Below are 19,303 nucleotides of genomic sequence, written 5' to 3' on the forward strand. Positions count from 1 at the left end.
GGGCGGCCATAGCGGGTGAAAGCCCCGTACACTCATGAGGTTTACAACATGACTATTGGTGTAGTCGGTCGTAAGTGCGGCATGACCCGCATTTTCACCGAAGAAGGTGTCTCCATTCCGGTCACGGTCATCGAGATCGAGCCGAATCGCGTCACCCAGTTCAAAAACGAGGAGTCCGATGGCTATCGCGCAGTGCAGGTCACTGTCGGTGAGCGTCGTGCCTCGCGCGTCAGCAAGGCTCAGGCCGGCCACTTCGCCAAGGCGAACGTCGCGGCAGGTCGTACCGTCATGGAGTTCCGTCTTGAAGAAGGCGACTACCAGGCCGGCGATTTGATCAACGCTGAAATTTTCCAAGCTGGTCAGCTGGTGGATGTCACCGGTCAGTCCAAGGGTAAAGGCTTCGCCGGTACCATCAAGCGTTGGAACTTCCGCGGCCAGGACAACACTCACGGTAACTCCGTTTCTCACCGTGTTCCGGGTTCCATCGGCCAGTGCCAGACCCCGGGTCGTGTATTCAAGGGCAAAAAGATGTCCGGTCATATGGGCGCTGAGCGCGTGACCGTGCAGTCCCTGGAAGTCGTTCGCGTAGACGCCGAGCGTAATCTGCTGCTGGTCAAGGGTGCCGTTCCGGGCGCTACTGGCGGCGACGTTATCGTTCGTCCGGCTGTCAAGGCGTAAGGGGAGAATCTGAGATGCAATTGAATGTAAATGGCGCTCAGGCGATCGAAGTGTCCGATGCGACCTTCGGTGGCGAGTTCAACGAGACCCTGGTTCACCAAGCAGTCGTGGCCTACATGGCTGGCGGCCGTCAGGGCACCAAAGGCCAGAAGTCCCGTTCCGACGTTTCCGGTGGCGGCAAGCGCCCGTGGCGTCAGAAGGGTACCGGTCGTGCCCGTGCCGGTACCACCCGTGGTCCGATCTGGCGTGGCGGTGGTGTGACCTTCGCAGCGTCCACCCGCAACCACGAGCAAAAGCTGAACAAGAAGATGTACCGCGCAGCCCTGCGCTCCATCCTTGCTGAGCTGGTGCGTACCGACCGTCTGGTCGTGGTCGAGGACTTCGCCGTTGAAGCGCCGAAGACCAAGGCTCTGCTGAGCAAGCTGAACGGCCTGGGCCTGAACGATGTGCTGATCGTATCCGATGCGGTCGATCAGAACCTGTACCTGGCTGCCCGCAACCTGCCGCACGTCGACGTACGTGACGTCCAGGGTTCCGATCCGGTCAGCCTGATCGCGTACGAGAAGGTGCTGGTCACCGTTTCGGCCGTGAAGAAATTCGAGGAGCTGCTGGGATGAACCAGGAACGCGTATTCAAAGTGCTGCTTGGCCCGCACATCTCCGAGAAGGCCACGGTTCTGGCTGACAAGCAAGGTCAGTTCGTTTTCAAGGTCGCTACCGATGCGACCAAGCTGGAAATCAAGAAGGCCGTCGAAAGCCTGTTCAGCGTGAAGGTTGAGCGCGTTACTACCCAGAACGTTCTGGGCAAGAGCAAGCGCACCGCTCGCGGTCTGGGCAAGCGTAACGACTGGAAGAAGGCAGTTATCTCCCTTCAGCCGGGCCAAGATCTCGATTTCACCAGCAGTGCTGAGTAAGGAAGGGGTGCATCATGGCAATCGTTAAATGCAAACCGACTTCCGCTGGCCGCCGTTTTGTGGTCAAGGTGGTCAATCAGGAGCTGCACAAAGGCGCTCCGTACGCTCCGCTGCTCGAGAAGAAGTCGAAGTCCGGTGGTCGTAACAACAACGGCCGTATCACCACTCGTCACGTGGGTGGTGGTCACAAGCAGCATTACCGTCTGGTCGACTTCCGTCGCAACGACAAGGATGGCATCCCTGCCACCGTCGAGCGCGTGGAATACGACCCGAACCGTACTGCTCACATCGCTCTGCTGAAGTACGCCGACGGCGAACGTCGCTACATCATCGCGCCGAAAGGCGTGAGCGCTGGCGATCAGCTGGTAGCCGGTAACATGGCGCCGATCAAGCCGGGCAACAGCCTGCAGCTGCGCAACATTCCGGTGGGTTCGACCGTTCACGGTATCGAGCTGAAGCCGGGCAAGGGTGCGCAGATCGCTCGTTCCGCTGGTGCTTCCGCTCAGCTGATCGCCCGTGAAGGTGCCTATGTGACTCTGCGTCTTCGCTCCGGCGAGATGCGCAAGGTCCTGGCTGAGTGCCGTGCGACCCTGGGCGAAGTCTCGAACTCCGAGCACAGCCTGCGTTCGCTGGGTAAGGCCGGTGCCAAGCGCTGGCGCGGTGTTCGTCCGACCGTTCGTGGTGTTGCCATGAACCCGGTTGATCACCCGCACGGTGGTGGTGAAGGTCGTACCTCCGGTGGTCGTCATCCGGTGTCGCCATGGGGCTTCCCGACCAAGGGCGCGAAGACCCGTGCTAACAAGCGCACCGACAACATGATCGTCCGTCGTCGCAAGTAAATAGAGGGATACGACAGTGCCACGTTCTCTGAAAAAAGGTCCTTTTATCGATCTTCACCTACTGAAGAAGGTCGAAGCGGCGGTGGAAAAGAACGATCGCAAGCCGGTTAAAACCTGGTCGCGTCGCTCCATGATCCTGCCGCAGATGGTCGGTCTGACCATCGCTGTGCATAACGGTCGCCAGCATGTCCCGGTTCTCGTGAACGAAGACATGGTCGGCCACAAACTGGGCGAATTTGCCGGCACCCGTACCTATCGTGGTCACGTTGCCGACAAGAAAGGCAAGCGTTAAGGGGTTTGGAAATGGAAGTAGCCGCTAAGTTGTCGGGCGCTCGCATCTCCGCCCAGAAAGCTCGCCTGGTCGCCGACCAGATCCGCGGGAAGAAGGTGGGCGAAGCGCTCAACCTGCTGGCTTTCAGCAGCAAGAAAGCCGCCGAGATCATGAAGAAAGTGCTGGAGTCGGCCGTTGCCAACGCCGAGCACAACGAAGGCGCAGACGTTGATGACCTGAAGGTCAGCACCGTTTTCGTCAACGAAGGGCGTTCGCTTAAGCGCATCATGCCGCGTGCCAAGGGCCGTGCTGATCGCATCGTCAAGCGGTCTTGCCATATCACTGTCAAGGTTGCGGACAAGTAACGGAGTCGATCAGATGGGTCAGAAAGTACATCCCGTTGGCATCCGCCTGGGAATCGTCAAGGATCACACCTCGGTCTGGTACGCGGATGGTCGCAACTATGCCGACTACCTGAACGCCGACCTGAAGGTTCGTGCATACCTGCAAGACAAACTAAAAAGCGCGTCCGTTAGCCGTATCGACATCGCTCGTCCGGCGCAAACCGCACGCATCACCATCCACACCGCTCGTCCCGGCATCGTGATCGGCAAGAAAGGTGAAGATGTTGAGAAGCTGCGTCAGGACCTGACCAAGCAAATGGGTGTGCCGGTGCACATCAACATCGAAGAGATCCGCAAGCCGGAGCTCGACGGTATGCTGGTTGCGCAGAGCGTAGCTCAGCAGCTGGAGCGCCGCGTTATGTTCCGTCGCGCCATGAAGCGCGCCGTGCAGAACGCCATGCGTATTGGTGCCAAGGGCATCAAGATCCAGGTGAGTGGTCGTCTCGGCGGCGCTGAAATCGCCCGTACCGAGTGGTATCGCGAAGGTCGTGTGCCCCTGCACACCCTGCGTGCCGACATCGATTACGCCACCTACGAAGCGCACACCACCTACGGTGTGATCGGCGTCAAGGTTTGGATCTTCAAGGGTGAGGTCATCGGTGGCCGCACTGAAGAGCTGAAGCCGCAAGCGCCCGCTCCTCGTAAAGCTGCTAAGAAATAAGGAGTACGCATCATGTTGCAACCAAAGCGTACGAAGTTCCGCAAGCAGATGACCGGCCACAACCGTGGTCTGGCTCAGCGCGGTAGTAAGGTCAGCTTCGGCGAGTTCGCGCTGAAGTCTGTTGCCCGCGGTCGTCTCACCGCTCGTCAGATCGAGTCCGCTCGTCGTGCTCTGACCCGTCACGTAAAGCGTGGCGGCAAGATCTGGATCCGCGTCTTCCCGGACAAGCCGGTTACCAAGAAGCCTCTCGAAGTGCGTATGGGTAAAGGTAAGGGTGGCGTCGAATACTGGGTAGCCCAGATCCAGCCAGGCAAGGTCCTGTACGAGATCGAAGGCGTATCCGAAGAGCTGGCGCGCGAGGCTTTCGCCCTGGCTGCTGCAAAGCTGCCGCTCGCCACCACCTTTGTTAAGCGGACGGTGATGTGATGAAAGCGACCGAACTTCGTGAAAAAAGCGCACAACAGCTGAACGAGCAACTGCTCGAGCTGCTGCGCGACCAGTTCAATCTGCGTATGCAGAAGGCGACTGGCCAGCTGGGGCAGTCTCACCTGCTCTCGCAAGTGAAGCGCGACATCGCTCGCGTCAAGACTGTCCTCAGCCAGCAGGCAGGTAAGTGATCATGGCCGAAGTTGAAAAAACAGTCCGTACGCTGACCGGCCGTGTTGTCAGCGACAAGATGGACAAGACCATCACCGTTCTGATCGAGCGTCGCGTCAAGCACCCGATCTACGGTAAATACGTCAAGCGTTCGACCAAGCTGCACGCTCACGACGAGACCAACCAGTGCAAGATCGGCGACAAGGTTTCCATTCGTGAAACCCGTCCGCAGTCCAAGACCAAGTCCTGGGCCCTGGTTGAAGTCGTTGAACGCGCCGTCGACGTTTAAGAGCTAAGGGTCGGAGAAATTTTATGATTCAGACTCAATCCATGCTCGATGTGGCTGACAACAGCGGTGCACGTCGCGTCATGTGCATCAAGGTGCTGGGCGGCTCGCATCGTCGCTACGCCGGCATCGGCGACATCATCAAGGTGACCGTCAAGGAAGCAATTCCGCGCGGCAAAGTGAAGAAAGGTCAGGTCATGACCGCAGTGGTTGTTCGCACCCGTCACGGCGTTCGTCGTGCCGACGGTTCGATCATCCGCTTCGATGGCAACGCTGCTGTTCTGCTGAACAACAAGCAGGAGCCGATCGGTACCCGTATTTTCGGGCCAGTGACCCGTGAACTGCGTTCCGAGAAGTTCATGAAGATCGTCTCGCTCGCCCCTGAAGTGCTTTAAGGAGATCCGACATGCAAAAGATTCGTCGTGACGACGAGATCATCGTGATCGCCGGCAAAGACAAAGGTAAGCGCGGCAAGGTGCTCAAGGTTCTCGCTGACGACCGTCTGGTCGTCGGCGGCATCAACCTGGTGAAGCGCCACACCAAGCCGAACCCGATGTCGGGCGTTCAAGGCGGTATCGTCGAGAAAGAAGCGCCGCTGCACGCTTCCAACGTTGCCATCTTCAACTCTGAAACCAACAAGGCTGATCGCGTTGGCTTCAAGATCGAAGACGGCAAGAAAATTCGTGTCTTCAAGTCCACCCAGAAGCCGGTTGGCGCTTGAGAATCATAGGTAGAACACCATGGCACGACTGAAAGAGATTTACCGGAAGGAAATCGCGCCCAAGCTGAAGGAAGAACTGAAGCTGGCCAACGTGATGGAAGTTCCGCGCATCACCAAGATCACCCTGAACATGGGCCTGGGCGAAGCGATCGGTGACAAGAAGGTCATCGAGAACGCGGTTGCCGACCTCGAGAAGATCACCGGTCAGAAAGTCGTCGTGACTCATGCCCGCAAGTCGATCGCCGGTTTCAAGGTTCGTGAGGGCTGGCCGATTGGCGTCAAGGTCACTCTGCGTCGCGAGCGTATGTATGAGTTCCTGGATCGTCTGCTGTCCATCTCCCTGCCGCGCGTGCGTGACTTCCGCGGCCTGAATGCCAAGTCCTTCGATGGTCGTGGCAACTACAGCATGGGCGTGAAAGAGCAGATCATCTTCCCGGAAATCGATTACGACAAGATCGATGCGCTGCGTGGTCTGGACATCACCCTGACCACCACTGCCCGTAACGATGATGAAGGCCGCGCTCTGCTGCGTGCTTTCAACTTCCCGTTCCGTAACTGAGGATCAGCACATGGCCAAGATGAGCATGAAGAACCGTGAGCTGAAGCGTCAGCAAACGGTTGCCAAGTTCGCCAAGAAGCGTGCCGAGCTGAAAGCGATCATCGCCAACCCGAATTCCACTCCGGAAGCTCGTTGGGAAGCGCAGGTCGCCCTGCAGAAGCAGCCGCGTGACGCCAGTGCCTCGCGCCTGCGCAATCGCTGCCGCATCACCGGCCGTCCGCACGGCGTTTACCGTAAGTTCGGTCTGTCGCGTAACAAGCTGCGCGAAGCCGCCATGCGCGGTGACGTACCGGGTCTGGTGAAAGCCAGCTGGTAAGTCGAAACGGAGCCGGCCTCGCGCCGGCTTTGTTTTATCCGAATCAAGCCCCTCTTGGGGCTTGATTCATTTCTGCCCGGTCTCTAGAATGTCCGGCTCTCCTGAGCCTGGCATTTTGTGTGTCGGGCTTCGGGATGATCCCACAGCCCTCGGGCTGTTCTTTTTGTATCAGGAGCGTCTAGCCCATGAGTATGCAGGACCCGTTAGCGGACATGCTAACTCGTATCCGTAATGCCCAGATGGCTGAAAAGTCCGTCGTAAGCATGCCGTCTTCCACGCTGAAGGTGGCTGTAGCCAAAGTTCTCAAGGACGAAGGTTATATTGCGGGTTATCAGATCAGCGGTGAAGCCAAGCCGCAGCTGTCCATCGAGCTGAAGTACTTCGAAGGCCGTCCGGTTATCGAAGAGGTCAAGCGCGTAAGCCGTCCCGGCCTTCGCCAGTACAAATCCGTCGACGATCTGCCGAAAGTTCGTGGCGGTCTCGGTGTTTCCATCGTCTCCACCAACAAGGGTGTGATGACGGATCGCGCTGCGCGCGCTGCCGGTGTCGGCGGCGAAGTGCTCTGCACCGTGTTCTAAGGGGGGATAAGCATGTCTCGCGTTGCTAAGAACCCCGTCGTGTTGCCTGCCGGTGTCGAGGTCAAACTCGCCGGTCAGCAGCTTTCGGTGAAGGGCGCCAAGGGCGCTCTGGAACTGAACGTTCACTCCTCCGTGGAAGTGATCCAGGAAGGCAGTGAGCTGCGTTTCGCCGCTCGCAATGGCGATCAGCAGAACCGCGCCATGGCCGGCACCACTCGTGCTCTGGTCAACAACATGGTCATCGGCGTCAGCCAAGGCTTCGAGCGCAAGCTGCAGCTGGTCGGCGTGGGCTACAAGGCCCAAGCCAAGGGCCAGGTGCTCAACCTCGCGCTGGGCTTCTCCCACCCGATCGACTACGAGCTGCCGGAAGGCGTCGTGGCCGAGACCCCGAACCAGACCGAGATCCTGATCAAGGGTATCGACAAGCAACTGGTGGGTCAGGTGGCTGCGGAGATCCGTGACTTCCGTCGTCCTGAGCCTTACAAGGGCAAAGGCGTTCGTTACGCGGATGAAGTCGTCCGTCGTAAAGAAGCCAAGAAGAAGTAAGGGGCTGAGATATGACCGACAAAAAAGTTACTCGTCTGCGTCGCGCTCGCAAAGCACGCCTGAAAATGCACGAGCTCGAAGCCGTGCGTCTGTGCGTGTACCGCTCTTCGCAGCACATCTACGCCCAGGTCATTTCGGCCGACGGCAGCAAGGTTCTGGCCAGCGCCTCGACCTTGGACAAAGCACTGCGTGATGGCGCCACTGGCAACGTCGACGCCGCCAAGAAAGTAGGTCAGCTGGTTGCCGAGCGTGCGAAAGCCGCTGGTGTGACTCAGGTTGCATTCGACCGTTCTGGCTTCAAGTACCACGGTCGCGTCAAGGCGCTGGCCGATGCTGCTCGTGAAGGCGGGCTGGAGTTCTAAGTTATGGCAAATAACGACCAAAAGCGCGACGAAGGCTATATCGAGAAGCTGGTCCAGGTTAACCGCGTTGCCAAGACCGTAAAGGGTGGCCGTATCTTCACCTTCACCGCGTTGACCGTGGTGGGTGATGGCAAGGGTCGCGTCGGTTTCGGCCGTGGCAAGTCCCGCGAAGTGCCGGCTGCCATCCAGAAAGCGATGGAAGCTGCGCGTCGCAACCTGATCCAGGTGGATCTGAACGGCACCACTCTGCAGTACCCGATCAAGTCCGCTCATGGCGCCTCCAAGGTGTACATGCAGCCGGCTTCGGAAGGTACCGGCATCATCGCCGGCGGCGCCATGCGTGCCGTGCTGGAAGTGGCGGGTGTGCAGAACGTTCTGGCCAAGTGCTACGGCTCGACCAACCCGGTGAACGTGGTTCATGCCACCTTCAAGGGTCTGAAGACCATGCAGTCTCCGGAGTCCGTTGCAGCCAAGCGTGGCAAGAGCGTCGAGGAGATTCTCTAACCATGGCTAATACCGTCAAAGTGACTCTGATCAAGAGCACCAATGGCCGCCTGGCCAATCACAAAGCTTGCGTCAAGGGCCTGGGCCTGCGCCGCATCGGTCACACCGTAGAGGTTCTGGATACTCCGGAAAACCGCGGCATGATCAACAAGGCTTACTACCTGCTGAAGGTGGAGGGTTAATCATGCAACTGAACGATCTGCGTTCCGCGCCGGGTGCCCGTCGCGAAAAGCACCGTCCGGGCCGTGGCATCGGTAGCGGTCTGGGCAAGACCGGTGGCCGTGGCCACAAGGGTCAGACCTCCCGCTCCGGTGGCTCCATTGCTCCGGGCTTCGAGGGTGGTCAGCAGCCGCTGCACCGCCGTCTGCCGAAGTTCGGCTTCGTTTCCCTGAAGGCTATGGACCGCGCCGAAGTGCGTACCTCCGAGCTGAACAAGGTGGAAGGCGTTGTCACTCTGCAGGCGCTGAAGGATGCCAACCTGGTCGGCCAACACGTACAGCGCGTGAAAGTCATGCTGTCCGGTGAGGTCACCCGTGCGGTCACCCTGAAAGGTATCGCCGCCACCAAGGGTGCGCGCGCGGCTATCGAAGCAGCTGGCGGTAAGTTCGAGGACTAAATGGCTAAGCAAGGTGCTCTCTCAGCGCTGGCAGGTGGCGGATTGTCCGAACTCTGGGCTCGTCTGCGTTTCCTGTTCATGGCGATCATCGTCTACCGGATAGGTGCGCACATCCCGGTTCCGGGCATCAATCCTGACCGACTGGCGGATCTGTTCCGGCAGAATGAGGGGACCATTCTTAGCTTGTTCAACATGTTTTCCGGCGGCGCGCTGGAGCGGATGAGCATCTTTGCACTGGGGATCATGCCGTACATCTCGGCTTCGATCATCATGCAGCTGATGACCGCCGTCAGTCCGCAGCTGGAGCAGTTGAAGAAGGAAGGTGAAGCTGGCCGTCGCAAGATCAGCCAGTACACCCGCTACGGCACTCTCGTTCTGGCGTTTGTCCAGGCCATCGGCATGTCCGTTGGTCTGGCCAGTCAGGGCGTAGCGTTCTCGGTCGATTTCGGCTTCCACTTCGTGGCGGTTACCACTTTCGTGGCGGGCGCGATGTTCATGATGTGGCTGGGCGAGCAGATCACCGAGCGCGGTGTCGGCAACGGTATCTCGATGCTGATCTTTGCAGGCATCGTGGCCGGTCTGCCGGCGGCAGTCGGGCAGTCTTTCGAGTCTGCGCGCCAGGGCGATATCAACATCTTCGCCTTGATTGCCATCGGCCTGCTGGCAGTAGCGATCATCGGTTTCGTGGTGTTCATTGAGCGTGGTCAGCGTCGTATCGCGGTGCACTACGCCAAGCGTCAGCAGGGCCGCAAGGTCTTCGCCGCGCAGACCAGCCACCTGCCGTTGAAGGTGAACATGGCGGGCGTAATCCCGGCCATTTTCGCCAGCAGCCTTCTGCTGTTCCCGGCCTCGCTGGGTGCCTGGTTCGGTCAGTCCGAGGGTCTGGGCTGGCTGCAGGACATTTCGCAGGCTATCGCTCCTGGTCAGCCGTTGAACATCTTGCTGTTTAGTGCAGGGATCATTTTCTTCTGCTTCTTCTACACGGCGCTGATGTTCAATCCGAAAGACGTAGCGGAAAACCTGAAGAAGTCCGGTGCCTTTATTCCGGGTATCCGTCCCGGTGAGCAGTCCGCGCGCTATATCGATGGCGTTCTGACCCGCTTGACCATGTTCGGTGCTCTGTACATGACGGCCGTATGCCTGCTGCCCCAGTTCCTGGTGGTTGCGGCCAACGTTCCGTTCTACCTTGGCGGGACCTCGTTGCTGATCGTGGTCGTGGTTGTCATGGACTTCATGTCCCAAGTGCAATCGCACCTCGTGTCTCACCAGTACGATTCCCTGATGAAGAAAGCCAACCTGAAGGGCTATGGCAGCGGCATGCTCCGCTGACCCACCCATAAGGTTCGAGGAGTTGGTAATGAAAGTTCGTGCATCGGTGAAAAAGCTGTGCCGTAACTGCAAAATTATCCGTCGCGAAGGTGTCGTGCGGGTGATCTGCAGCGCAGAGCCGCGTCACAAGCAGCGCCAAGGCTGAGTGTGAACCACGCGTGATAAGCCCGGCAGCTAGTGCGCTGCCGGGTTGATTATTTGTTATTACAGCGTTAATATCTCGCGCCCTATTTCTTGGCTTCCGGGGCGTAGGTAGCTGTCAATTGGAGTTCCACTGAATGGCCCGTATTGCAGGCGTTAACATTCCGGATAACAAGCACACTGTTATCTCGCTGACCTACATCTATGGTGTCGGTCGTACCACCGCACAGCAAATCTGTGCCGCTACCGGCGTCAACCCGGCAGCAAAAATCAAGGATCTGACTGACGAGCAGATCGAGCAACTGCGTGGCGAAGTAGCCAAGGTGAACACCGAAGGCGACCTGCGTCGTGAAGTGAATATGAAAATCAAGCGCTTGATGGATCTGGGTTGCTACCGCGGCCTGCGTCATCGTAAAGGTCTGCCGGTCCGCGGTCAGCGTACCAAGACCAACGCTCGCACCCGTAAGGGCCCGCGTAAGCCGATCCGCAAGTAATCGCATTCGCGAATCGACAGGAATTTAGTCATGGCAAAACCTGCTGCTCGTACTCGTAAGAAAGTCAAAAAGACGGTGGTCGATGGCATCGCCCATATCCACGCGTCTTTCAACAACACCATCGTGACCATTACCGACCGTCAGGGTAACGCCCTGTCCTGGGCCACCTCCGGTGGTTCGGGTTTCCGCGGCTCGCGTAAGTCCACTCCGTTCGCCGCTCAGATCGCCGCCGAGCGCGCTGGTCAGGCTGCTCTGGAGTATGGCCTGAAGAACCTCGACGTGAACGTCAAGGGCCCGGGTCCGGGTCGCGAATCCGCCGTGCGTGCTCTGAACGCCTGCGGCTACAAAATCGCCAGCATCACCGACGTGACGCCTATCCCGCATAACGGGTGCCGTCCGCCGAAGAAGCGTCGCGTGTAAACAGGAGACAGTGAGAAATGGCTCGTTACATTGGTCCCAAGTGCAAACTGTCTCGTCGTGAAGGCACCGATCTCTTTCTGAAGAGCGGTGTTCGCGCGCTTGAATCGAAGTGCAACATCGAAGCAGCTCCCGGTATCCACGGTCAGCGTCGCGGTCGCCAGTCCGACTACGGCACCCAGCTGCGTGAGAAGCAGAAAGTTCGTCGTATCTACGGCGTGCTCGAGCGTCAGTTCAGCGGTTACTACAAGCAAGCCGCCAGCCAGAAGGGCGCCACCGGCGAAAACCTGCTGCAGCTGCTGGAATGCCGTCTGGATAACGTGGTTTACCGTATGGGCTTTGGCGCTACCCGTGCCGAATCCCGCCAGCTGGTTTCGCACAAAGCAATCAGCGTCAACGGTCAGACCGTAAACGTACCGTCCTACCAGGTTAAAGCTGGCGACGTCGTTGCTGTTCGCGAGAAATCGAAGAACCAGCTGCGCATCGCTCAGGCTCTCGAGCTCTGCGCCCAGCGCGGCCGCGTTGAGTGGGTAGACGTAGACGCCGAGAAGAAGTCTGGTGTGTTCAAGAACGTACCGGCTCGTGGCGATCTGTCCGCTGACATCAACGAGAGCCTGATTGTCGAGCTCTACTCCAAGTAAGGGCTAGAAAATAGGTGCATCCATGCAGATTTCGGTAAATGAGTTCCTGACCCCCCGTCACATCGATGTGCAGGAGGTCAGTCCGACCCGCGCCAAGATCACCCTCGAGCCTCTCGAGCGTGGTTTCGGCCATACCCTGGGCAACGCGCTGCGTCGCATCCTGTTGTCCTCCATGCCTGGCTGTGCAGTAGTCGAGGCCGAGATCGACGGCGTACTCCACGAGTACTCCGCGATCGAAGGTGTGCAGGAAGATGTGATCGAGATCCTGCTCAACCTGAAAGGTCTGGCTATCAAGCTGCACGGCCGTGACGAAGTGACCCTGACTCTGGCTAAGAAGGGCCCGGGCGTCGTTACCGCTGCCGATATTCAGCTGGATCACGATGTCGAAATCGTCAATGGCGACCACGTCATCGCCAACCTGGCCGCCAATGGCGCGCTGAACATGAAGCTCACCGTGGCTCGTGGTCGCGGCTATGAGCCGGCTGACGCGCGTCAGAGCGACGAGGACGAAAGCCGCAGCATCGGTCGCTTGCAGCTGGATGCTTCGTTCAGCCCTGTGCGTCGGGTTGCTTACGTGGTGGAAAACGCCCGTGTCGAGCAGCGCACCAACCTGGACAAACTGGTCATCGACCTGGAAACCAACGGTACCCTGGACCCCGAAGAGGCCATCCGTCGTGCCGCGACCATCCTGCAGCAGCAGCTGGCCGCGTTCGTCGACCTCAAGGGTGACAGTGAGCCGGTGGTGGTCGAGCAGGAAGACGAGATCGATCCGATCCTGCTGCGTCCCGTCGACGACCTGGAACTGACCGTACGTTCGGCCAACTGCCTCAAGGCGGAGAACATCTACTACATCGGCGACCTGATTCAGCGCACCGAAGTAGAGCTGCTCAAAACCCCGAACCTGGGCAAGAAATCCCTGACCGAAATCAAGGATGTTCTGGCCTCTCGCGGTCTGTCCCTCGGTATGCGCCTCGACAACTGGCCGCCGGCAAGTCTGAAGAAAGACGATAAGGCCACTGCCTGATCGTCATCATCACCGAACGAACAAGTTTGGTAAGGAATTGAACCATGCGTCATCGTAAAAGTGGCCGTCACCTCAGCCGCACCAGCGCTCACCGCAAGGCCATGTTCCAGAACATGGCGGTCTCGCTGTTCGAGCACGAGCTGATCAAAACTACCCTGCCGAAAGCCAAGGAACTGCGCCGCGTTGCCGAGCCGCTGATCACCCTGGCCAAGGAAGACAGTGTTGCCAACCGTCGTCTGGCCTTCGACCGTACCCGTTCGAAAGCCATCGTCGGCAAGCTGTTCAACGACCTGGGCAAGCGCTACGCCACCCGCAACGGCGGCTACCTGCGCATCCTCAAGTGCGGCTTCCGCGCTGGCGACAACGCCCCGATGGCTTACGTCGAACTGGTCGACCGTCCGGTCGCTGGTTCGGTAGAAGCTGCCGAGTAAGTTGCTGGTTGTACGAAGAACCGGGCCTAGTGCCCGGTTTTTTGTTGTCTGTCGTTTGGTTGTGTGAATATTTTTCCGCACGTCGTGTTTGATATTGTGTACGTTGTTGGGCTCGGGTAAGGTTCGGCTGTCTTCGATTCGCCGGCTCGCCGGCCTCAATAAGAACAATTGCCGATCATGTCCGAACCTACCGCTTTGAGTCTTATCCCTCCCGCCGTTGTCCTGACCCTCGCCATCTGGCTGCGCCGTCCCATCCTCGCCTTGCTGATAGGGGCCTGCACCGGCCTGTTGCTGCTATCGCCGCAGGATGCCCTGGGCAGCTTCGCCGAGATTTCGCTGAAGGTGATGCAGGATGAAACCATCGGCTGGCTGATCCTGGTCTGCGGCAGCTTCGGCGCGCTGATCGCGCTGCTGGTGCGTACCGGCGGTGCGCTCGCCTTTGGTCGCGCCGCGCTGACCCTGGCCAAGGGGCGCCGCTCCTCGCTGCTGATGACCTTCGTCCTCGGTGTGGTGATCTTCGTCGACGACTATCTCAATGCCCTGACGGTAGGCGAGACCATGAAGCGGGTCACCGACCGTTTCAGCATCTCCCGCGAGAAGCTGGCCTACGTGGTGGACTCCACCGCGGCGCCGATCTGCGTGCTGGTGCCGCTGTCGACCTGGGCGGTGTTCTTCGGTGGCCTGCTGGAGAACAACGGCATCGCCGAGACCGGCCAAGGCATCGATGTTTACATGCAGGCCATTCCGTACATGCTCTACGCCTGGGCCGCGGTAGTGCTGGTGCTGCTGGTGGCCGCCGGGCTGTTCCCCGATCTCGGGCCGATGCGCAAGGCCGAGATGCAGGCGCGCCACGGCTCGGCCGGGGCCATGCACGTGGGCGAGCTGAGCGCCGAGCATAACTATGCGATGAAGTCGCTGGAGGAGGAGTTCGAGGGGGCCGACAAGGAGACCGGCATGCTGCACAACTTCCTGGTGCCGCTGGCGATGCTGGTGGGCTTCACCGTCTACTTCGACATCGACGTGTGGATGGGCATGATCGCCACCATGCTGCTGACCCTGCCGTTCTACCTGCTGCAGCGCCTGATGCCGTTGGCCGAGATGCTCGATCAGATGGTCGACGGCTTCAAGACCATGCTGCCGGCCATCGGCATCTGCGTCGCGGCGTTCGTCTTCAAGGACGTCTGTGACCAGCTGATGCTGCCGCAGTACGTGGTCGAGAGCCTCAAGCCCTACATGACCCCGCAGATGCTGCCGGCCATGGTGTTCCTGTGCATGGCGGTGCTGTCCTTCGCCACCGGTTCGTCCTGGGGCATCTTCGCCGTGACCATCCCCATCGTCATGCCGCTGGCCTATGCCTTGGGCGCGGATATCCCGCTGGTGATCGGCGCGCTGATGTCGGCTTCGGCCTTCGGCAGCCAGGCCTGCTTCTACAGCGACTCGACCGTGCTGGCAGCGCAGGGCTCGGGCTGCAACCTGATCAGCCATGCAGTCACCCAGTTGCCCTATACCCTGGTCGCAGCGGCGGTGGCGTTCGTCGGTTTCGTGCTGGTCGCCTGAGCTGGCGTGCGGCAAAAGAACGGGCCCCGGTGGCCCGTTTTTTCATTCCCGGGCCGAAAGAAAATAGCTATCGGGTCGTTACGCTTCATGAATTGGTTCCCCTAGCGAAGCGGGTCTAGGCTTGTTTCATCGTCGGCCACAGGCGCTGAGACCGACCTGATGAGGTAAAAGGAGAGAACCATGTCCAACCAAGGTAAATGTCCGTTCAATCACGTCGCAGGTGGCGGCACGAGCAACAAGGATTGGTGGCCGAACCAGCTGCATGTGGACTTGCTGAACCAGCACTCCGACAGATCCAACCCGCTGGGCGAGAAGTTCAACTACGCCGAAGAATTCAAGAAGCTCGACTACAAGGCGCTCAAGGCCGATCTGGTCAAGCTGATGACCGACAGCCAGGACTGGTGGCCGGCCGACTTCGGCCACTACGGCCCGCAGTTCATCCGCATGGCCTGGCACTCCGCCGGGACCTACCGCACTACCGACGGGCGTGGCGGCGGCGGTCGTGGACAGCAGCGTTTCGCGCCGCTCAACAGCTGGCCGGACAACGTCAACATCGACAAGTCGCGCCGCCTGCTCTGGCCGATCAAGCAGAAGTATGGCCAGTCCATTTCCTGGGCCGACCTGATGATCCTCGCCGGCAACGTCGCACTGGAATCCATGGGCTTTCGTACCTTCGGCTTCGGCGCCGGACGCGAAGACGTGTGGGAGCCGGATCAGGACGTCAACTGGGGCGCCGAGATCGCCTGGCTGGGGGTCGATCCCAAGCGCGTCAACGATGAAAGGGAGCTGGCCGCGCCCTTCGGCGCCACGCACATGGGACTGATCTATGTGAACCCGGAGGGCCCCAATGCCAGCGGCGACTACCTGGCCGCGGCCAAGGACATTCGCGCCACCTTCAACCGCATGGCCATGGACGACGAGGAAATCGTCGCCCTGATCGCCGGCGGCCATACCTTCGGCAAGGCCCACGGTGCCGCGCCGGAATCGCACAAGGGGCCGGAGCCCGAGGCGGCGCCGATCGAGGCCCAGGGGCTGGGCTGGATCAGCGACTACGGTAGTGGCCATGGCAAGGACACCATCTCCAGCGGCATCGAGGTCACCTGGACCAAGACCCCGGCGCTGTGGAGCAACAACTTCTTCGAGAACCTGTTCAAGTTCGAATGGGAGCTGACCAAATCGCCTGCCGGGGCCAAGCAGTGGGTGGCCAAGGACGCACCGGAGATCATTCCGGATGCGCATGTGCCGGGCAAGTTCCACAAGCCGACCATGCTCACCACCGACCTGACCCTGCGGTTCGACCCGGAGTTCGGCAGGATATCCAAGCGATTCCACGAAGACCCGCAGGCCTTCGCCGATGCCTTCGCCCGCGCCTGGTACAAGCTGACTCACCGCGACATGGGGCCGAAGGCCCGCTACCTCGGCCCGGAAGTGCCGAAAGAGGACCTGATCTGGCAAGATCCGCTGCCGGCTGCCACCCATAACCCGGGCGCTGCCGATATCGCCGATCTGAAAGCGAAGATCGTTGCATCCGGGCTGTCGGTCGGTGACCTGGTGTCCGTTGCCTGGGCCTCGGCCTCTAGCTTCCGCGGTGGCGACAAGCGCGGTGGTGCCAACGGGGCGCGCCTGGCATTGGCGCCGCAGAAGGATTGGGAAGCCAACCAGCGGGCAATCAAGGTGCTGCCGAAACTGGTGGAGATCCAGCAGGCCTCCGGCAAGGCGTCGCTGGCCGATGTCATCGTCCTGGCGGGTAACGTCGGGGTCGAACTGGCGGCCAAGGCCGCTGGCGTGACGGTCGACGTGCCGTTCGCGCCCGGGCGTGTCGATGCGCGTCAGGATCAGACCGACGTCGAGTCGTTCGAAGTGCTGGAGTCGGCTGCCGATGGCTTCCGCAACTACAGCAAGGGCGATCTGGGGGTGCCGACCGAGGCCATGCTGATCGACAAGGCGCAGTTGCTGACCCTGACGGCACCGGAGCTGACCGCGCTGATCGGCGGTCTGCGTGTACTGGGCGCCAACTACGATGGCAGCCTGCATGGTGTGTTCACGGACAAGGTAGGCGTACTGTCCAACGACTTCTTCGTCAACCTGCTCGACATGGGCACCGTATGGAAAGCCGTGGATGACAGTAACGAAATGTTCGAAGGCCGGGACCGCAAGGATGGTCAGCTTAAGTACACCGCTACCCGCAATGACCTGGTGTTTGGCTCGCACTCGGTCCTGCGTGCCTACGCCGAGGTGTACGCCAGCACCGACGGCAAGGAGAAGTTGGTCAGGGACTTCGTCGCCGCCTGGACCAAGGTGATGAACCTGGATCGTTTCGACCTGGCCTGACGCTGCGTCAATGTACGGCAACGCCTCCCTCGCGGGGGCGTTGTGCTTTTGCTTGACCGCGCCCGACACCAGGCGGAGCATTGCCCGCTGTTTACGGATGCAACAAGGATTGCCTGCATGAAAGGCCATAGCGAAGTCATCGACTACCTCAAGCAACTGCTCAAGGGCGAGCTGGCCGCGCGCGACCAGTATTTCATCCACTCGCGGCTGTACGAGGACTGGGGCTTCAACAAGCTCTACGAGCGTATCAATCACGAGATGGAGGAGGAGACCCAGCACGCCGACGCGCTGCTCAAGCGCATCATCTTCCTCGAGGGCGTGCCGGACATGGCGCCCAATCCGTTCAGTTACGGCCAGACCGTGCCCGAGGCGCTGAGGCTGGACCTGGCGCTGGAGTACGAGGTGCGCGCCGCGCTGAGCCAGGGCATCGAGCTGTGCGAGAAGCACCAGGACTACCAGAGCCGCGACATCCTCCTGACCCAGCTCAAGGACACCGAGGAAGACCACGCCTACTGGCTGGAGATCCAGCTGCAACTGATCGACAAGCTTGGGCTGGAGAAGTACCTGCAGGCGCAGATGTAAGTGCTTGCAGGCGGCATGCGCCGTGCAGCTGGCGGAGAAGCCGCGACGCCCTGGGGCGCGCGGCTTTTTTCTTGGCCAATCCGCCGTCCGCGGAGGATGGGGTGGGGCCGCCCAGGCCCTGCGCGCAGGGGTAAGGGGCGACTCCGTCTCTGTCTGCGCGGCTATTCGTCGTGCGGATTGTCCAGCGGCTCGTCCACCTCCTGTCCGGGGCGCAGCAGGCGATCGGCCTCGGCGGGGGCCTGCGTCAGCAGGCTGCCGTCGGCGGTGGCGAGCAGCAGCGCCTCGAGCATCTCCCTGACGTTGTTGCGCAACATGCCGATGGACTTCTGGCCGCGGCTGTTCAGTCCGGTGATCTCCATCAGGATGCTGCCGCCCAGCGGCCCCTCGGCGCCGCTGGCCAGAAGCCTGCTGCCGAGCAGGGCGTACGCGTTGCGGGCGATGCCTGGTTCGCCTCCGCCGCGGCGGATACTGCCGTCCGGGCGCTCATAGTAGTAGTTGGTGATCTCCATGTTGCCGAGCTGCAGCGAGCGCTTCTTCATCACCAGGGCCATCTGCTTCGACAGCTCAACCGCCGCCGGGGCGACGGCGGCATTGGTCGGCCAGGTGATCGAGCCGGTCACCTGGCGGCCCGGGCGATTGGCTTCGGCATCGGCCTCGTCGAGCACCACGGCCGGGTTCTGGTTGTGCACATCGACCAGCCACATCGGTTGGTAGCGATCATAGGCGCTGCGCACGGCCTGGGCCTCGGGCGCCGGGTTGAGGCCGGGATCGAAATGGCGCTGGTCGGCCAGCCCCGGGTTGCAGGTGATCTGGGTGCTCTGGCTCCAGTCCGGCCAGTGATAGCGATTGATGTCATAGCTCCAGCGGCGCACCCCGTCCTCGGAGGTGTGAGCGGTGACGTTGGCGCCGAGGCCCTGGTCGAGTTTGTCGGGGTCGACGCTGCCGTCGGTACGCAGGCAACTGGCATTGGTCTGCGGCGCGCTGAAGTCCAGGTTGCCGCGACTCGCCTGGGCGGTGCCGTCGGGATTGACGCGGGGGATGAAGATCACCTGCAGATGGTCCAGCACCTGTGTGGAGAAGGCGCCGCCGGCCGCCAGCTTGCGCATCAGGTCGAGGGCGGCCTCGGTGCCGTGGGGTTCGTTGCCGTGCTGCTGGGTGATGATCATCACCGCGGGGTTGCCGCTCTTGCCCAGGCGCGCCAGCCAGATCGGCCGGCCCTCGCCGCTGCTGCCGGTCTGCTCCAGGCTGAGCGCGCCGCCGGAGCGACGGGCCAGGCTGGCGAGCTGGTCGTATAACTGGGCATTGCTCATGAAGCCTTCGAGCGAGACCTGCTGCTGCTCGTTGACCCAGGGGCCGTTCGGTTGGGCGGCTGCGGCGAGCGAGGGTAGCAGGCCCGCACCGAGCAGCAGGGACGCGAATGTCAGACGCATGGGGACTCTCCTTGTGATAGGCGATATGTCCCGCCTGCACTGCCCGGGGGACCCCAGTTTGACCTGGCCCGGGCG

31 protein-coding genes are annotated in these 19,303 nt (G+C 60.7%); 30 read left to right on the plus strand and 1 reads right to left on the minus strand.

The genetic code is table 11. From position 1 onward, the window contains the following. Nucleotides 1-48 precede the first annotated feature (48 nt). From rplC to bfr, 30 genes are all read left to right on the plus strand, one after another. Nucleotides 49-678, plus strand: a complete 630-nt coding sequence (rplC, locus tag ACUTAF_RS00135; protein ID WP_003243888.1) for a 50S ribosomal protein L3 — start codon at nucleotides 49-51, stop codon at nucleotides 676-678. Nucleotides 679-692: 14 nt separating this feature from the next. Beyond that, entirely contained in the window at nucleotides 693-1,295 is a 603-nt protein-coding gene (rplD, locus tag ACUTAF_RS00140; RefSeq protein ID WP_090432876.1) for a 50S ribosomal protein L4, read from the plus strand. Beyond that, a complete protein-coding gene (rplW, locus tag ACUTAF_RS00145; RefSeq protein WP_021444331.1) occupies nucleotides 1,292-1,591 on the plus strand; it encodes a 50S ribosomal protein L23 in 300 nt (99 codons plus the stop codon). The genes rplD and rplW overlap by 4 nt, the downstream gene beginning before the upstream one ends. A 14-nt stretch (nucleotides 1,592-1,605) precedes the next feature. After that, entirely contained in the window at nucleotides 1,606-2,430 is an 825-nt protein-coding gene (gene rplB / locus ACUTAF_RS00150; protein WP_021444330.1) for a 50S ribosomal protein L2, read from the plus strand. 16 nt (nucleotides 2,431-2,446) lie between these two features. After that, nucleotides 2,447-2,722, plus strand: coding sequence for a 30S ribosomal protein S19 (gene rpsS / locus ACUTAF_RS00155; protein ID WP_003243896.1), 276 nt, complete (start codon nucleotides 2,447-2,449; stop codon nucleotides 2,720-2,722). 11 nt (nucleotides 2,723-2,733) lie between these two features. Next, on the plus strand, nucleotides 2,734-3,066 hold the full coding sequence (gene rplV / locus ACUTAF_RS00160; RefSeq protein ID WP_003103908.1) for a 50S ribosomal protein L22: 333 nt from the start codon (nucleotides 2,734-2,736) through the stop codon (nucleotides 3,064-3,066). A gap of 13 nt (nucleotides 3,067-3,079) precedes the next feature. Next, entirely contained in the window at nucleotides 3,080-3,766 is a 687-nt protein-coding gene (rpsC, locus tag ACUTAF_RS00165; RefSeq protein WP_003243898.1) for a 30S ribosomal protein S3, read from the plus strand. A gap of 12 nt (nucleotides 3,767-3,778) precedes the next feature. Next, nucleotides 3,779-4,192 carry a 50S ribosomal protein L16 gene (gene rplP, locus ACUTAF_RS00170; protein WP_003243901.1) on the plus strand — a complete coding sequence of 138 codons (414 nt, stop codon included), beginning with the start codon at nucleotides 3,779-3,781 and terminating at the stop codon, nucleotides 4,190-4,192. Next, complete coding sequence (rpmC, locus tag ACUTAF_RS00175) at nucleotides 4,192-4,383, plus strand: 50S ribosomal protein L29 (RefSeq protein WP_003243902.1); 192 nt, start codon at nucleotides 4,192-4,194, stop codon at nucleotides 4,381-4,383. The genes rplP and rpmC overlap by 1 nt, the downstream gene beginning before the upstream one ends. Before the next feature lie 2 nt (nucleotides 4,384-4,385). Continuing rightward, nucleotides 4,386-4,652 carry a 30S ribosomal protein S17 gene (gene rpsQ / locus ACUTAF_RS00180; RefSeq protein ID WP_230925659.1) on the plus strand — a complete coding sequence of 89 codons (267 nt, stop codon included), beginning with the start codon at nucleotides 4,386-4,388 and terminating at the stop codon, nucleotides 4,650-4,652. Nucleotides 4,653-4,675: 23 nt separating this feature from the next. After that, nucleotides 4,676-5,044: a 50S ribosomal protein L14 gene (rplN, locus tag ACUTAF_RS00185; protein WP_003243907.1), complete on the plus strand. Its 369-nt coding sequence runs from the start codon at nucleotides 4,676-4,678 to the stop codon at nucleotides 5,042-5,044. Between the two features lie 11 nt (nucleotides 5,045-5,055). After that, nucleotides 5,056-5,370 (plus strand): 50S ribosomal protein L24, encoded by a 315-nt coding sequence (gene rplX, locus ACUTAF_RS00190; RefSeq protein ID WP_003243909.1) that lies wholly within the window; start codon nucleotides 5,056-5,058, stop codon nucleotides 5,368-5,370. Nucleotides 5,371-5,389: 19 nt separating this feature from the next. Further along, the gene (gene rplE / locus ACUTAF_RS00195; protein ID WP_003243911.1) at nucleotides 5,390-5,929 is read left to right on the plus strand and encodes a 50S ribosomal protein L5; all 540 of its coding nucleotides are present in this window, start codon (nucleotides 5,390-5,392) and stop codon (nucleotides 5,927-5,929) included. A gap of 10 nt (nucleotides 5,930-5,939) precedes the next feature. Then, nucleotides 5,940-6,245 (plus strand): 30S ribosomal protein S14, encoded by a 306-nt coding sequence (rpsN, locus tag ACUTAF_RS00200; RefSeq protein ID WP_445578095.1) that lies wholly within the window; start codon nucleotides 5,940-5,942, stop codon nucleotides 6,243-6,245. 185 nt (nucleotides 6,246-6,430) lie between these two features. Further along, nucleotides 6,431-6,823 (plus strand): 30S ribosomal protein S8, encoded by a 393-nt coding sequence (gene rpsH, locus ACUTAF_RS00205; RefSeq protein ID WP_013789766.1) that lies wholly within the window; start codon nucleotides 6,431-6,433, stop codon nucleotides 6,821-6,823. Between the two features lie 12 nt (nucleotides 6,824-6,835). Next, entirely contained in the window at nucleotides 6,836-7,369 is a 534-nt protein-coding gene (gene rplF, locus ACUTAF_RS00210) for a 50S ribosomal protein L6 (protein WP_197855601.1), read from the plus strand. An 11-nt stretch (nucleotides 7,370-7,380) separates the two neighbouring features. Beyond that, nucleotides 7,381-7,731 carry a 50S ribosomal protein L18 gene (rplR, locus tag ACUTAF_RS00215; protein ID WP_003243919.1) on the plus strand — a complete coding sequence of 117 codons (351 nt, stop codon included), beginning with the start codon at nucleotides 7,381-7,383 and terminating at the stop codon, nucleotides 7,729-7,731. A gap of 3 nt (nucleotides 7,732-7,734) precedes the next feature. Further along, nucleotides 7,735-8,235 (plus strand): 30S ribosomal protein S5, encoded by a 501-nt coding sequence (rpsE, locus tag ACUTAF_RS00220; protein WP_445578096.1) that lies wholly within the window; start codon nucleotides 7,735-7,737, stop codon nucleotides 8,233-8,235. 2 nt (nucleotides 8,236-8,237) lie between these two features. Next, entirely contained in the window at nucleotides 8,238-8,417 is a 180-nt protein-coding gene (gene rpmD / locus ACUTAF_RS00225; RefSeq protein WP_003243922.1) for a 50S ribosomal protein L30, read from the plus strand. Between the two features lie 2 nt (nucleotides 8,418-8,419). After that, nucleotides 8,420-8,851 carry a 50S ribosomal protein L15 gene (rplO, locus tag ACUTAF_RS00230; protein ID WP_013717341.1) on the plus strand — a complete coding sequence of 144 codons (432 nt, stop codon included), beginning with the start codon at nucleotides 8,420-8,422 and terminating at the stop codon, nucleotides 8,849-8,851. Further along, a complete protein-coding gene (gene secY / locus ACUTAF_RS00235; RefSeq protein ID WP_445578097.1) occupies nucleotides 8,852-10,180 on the plus strand; it encodes a preprotein translocase subunit SecY in 1,329 nt (442 codons plus the stop codon). Between the two features lie 28 nt (nucleotides 10,181-10,208). Further along, nucleotides 10,209-10,325, plus strand: a complete 117-nt coding sequence (rpmJ, locus tag ACUTAF_RS00240) for a 50S ribosomal protein L36 (RefSeq protein ID WP_002555468.1) — start codon at nucleotides 10,209-10,211, stop codon at nucleotides 10,323-10,325. 133 nt (nucleotides 10,326-10,458) lie between these two features. Next, nucleotides 10,459-10,815 carry a 30S ribosomal protein S13 gene (rpsM, locus tag ACUTAF_RS00245; RefSeq protein WP_021444323.1) on the plus strand — a complete coding sequence of 119 codons (357 nt, stop codon included), beginning with the start codon at nucleotides 10,459-10,461 and terminating at the stop codon, nucleotides 10,813-10,815. 30 nt (nucleotides 10,816-10,845) lie between these two features. Continuing rightward, nucleotides 10,846-11,235 (plus strand): 30S ribosomal protein S11, encoded by a 390-nt coding sequence (rpsK, locus tag ACUTAF_RS00250; RefSeq protein WP_003243933.1) that lies wholly within the window; start codon nucleotides 10,846-10,848, stop codon nucleotides 11,233-11,235. Nucleotides 11,236-11,252: 17 nt separating this feature from the next. Continuing rightward, on the plus strand, nucleotides 11,253-11,873 hold the full coding sequence (gene rpsD, locus ACUTAF_RS00255; protein ID WP_445578098.1) for a 30S ribosomal protein S4: 621 nt from the start codon (nucleotides 11,253-11,255) through the stop codon (nucleotides 11,871-11,873). Nucleotides 11,874-11,895: 22 nt separating this feature from the next. After that, nucleotides 11,896-12,897, plus strand: coding sequence for a DNA-directed RNA polymerase subunit alpha (locus ACUTAF_RS00260; protein WP_317525700.1), 1,002 nt, complete (start codon nucleotides 11,896-11,898; stop codon nucleotides 12,895-12,897). 44 nt (nucleotides 12,898-12,941) lie between these two features. Beyond that, the gene (gene rplQ / locus ACUTAF_RS00265) at nucleotides 12,942-13,328 is read left to right on the plus strand and encodes a 50S ribosomal protein L17 (RefSeq protein ID WP_037055738.1); all 387 of its coding nucleotides are present in this window, start codon (nucleotides 12,942-12,944) and stop codon (nucleotides 13,326-13,328) included. A gap of 177 nt (nucleotides 13,329-13,505) precedes the next feature. Further along, nucleotides 13,506-14,885 (plus strand): Na+/H+ antiporter NhaC family protein, encoded by a 1,380-nt coding sequence (locus tag ACUTAF_RS00270; protein WP_445578099.1) that lies wholly within the window; start codon nucleotides 13,506-13,508, stop codon nucleotides 14,883-14,885. A gap of 180 nt (nucleotides 14,886-15,065) precedes the next feature. Next, nucleotides 15,066-17,216 (plus strand): catalase/peroxidase HPI, encoded by a 2,151-nt coding sequence (gene katG / locus ACUTAF_RS00275; protein ID WP_445578100.1) that lies wholly within the window; start codon nucleotides 15,066-15,068, stop codon nucleotides 17,214-17,216. A gap of 117 nt (nucleotides 17,217-17,333) precedes the next feature. Beyond that, a complete protein-coding gene (gene bfr / locus ACUTAF_RS00280; RefSeq protein WP_445578101.1) occupies nucleotides 17,334-17,798 on the plus strand; it encodes a bacterioferritin in 465 nt (154 codons plus the stop codon). Between the two features lie 161 nt (nucleotides 17,799-17,959). On the opposite strand, the gene ACUTAF_RS00285 is transcribed toward bfr, so the two are convergent. Further along, a complete protein-coding gene (locus tag ACUTAF_RS00285; protein ID WP_445578102.1) occupies nucleotides 17,960-19,228 on the minus strand; it encodes a M14 family zinc carboxypeptidase in 1,269 nt (422 codons plus the stop codon). Nucleotides 19,229-19,303: the final 75 nt, after the last annotated feature.

The organism is Pseudomonas sp. SP16.1, assembly GCF_052682975.1.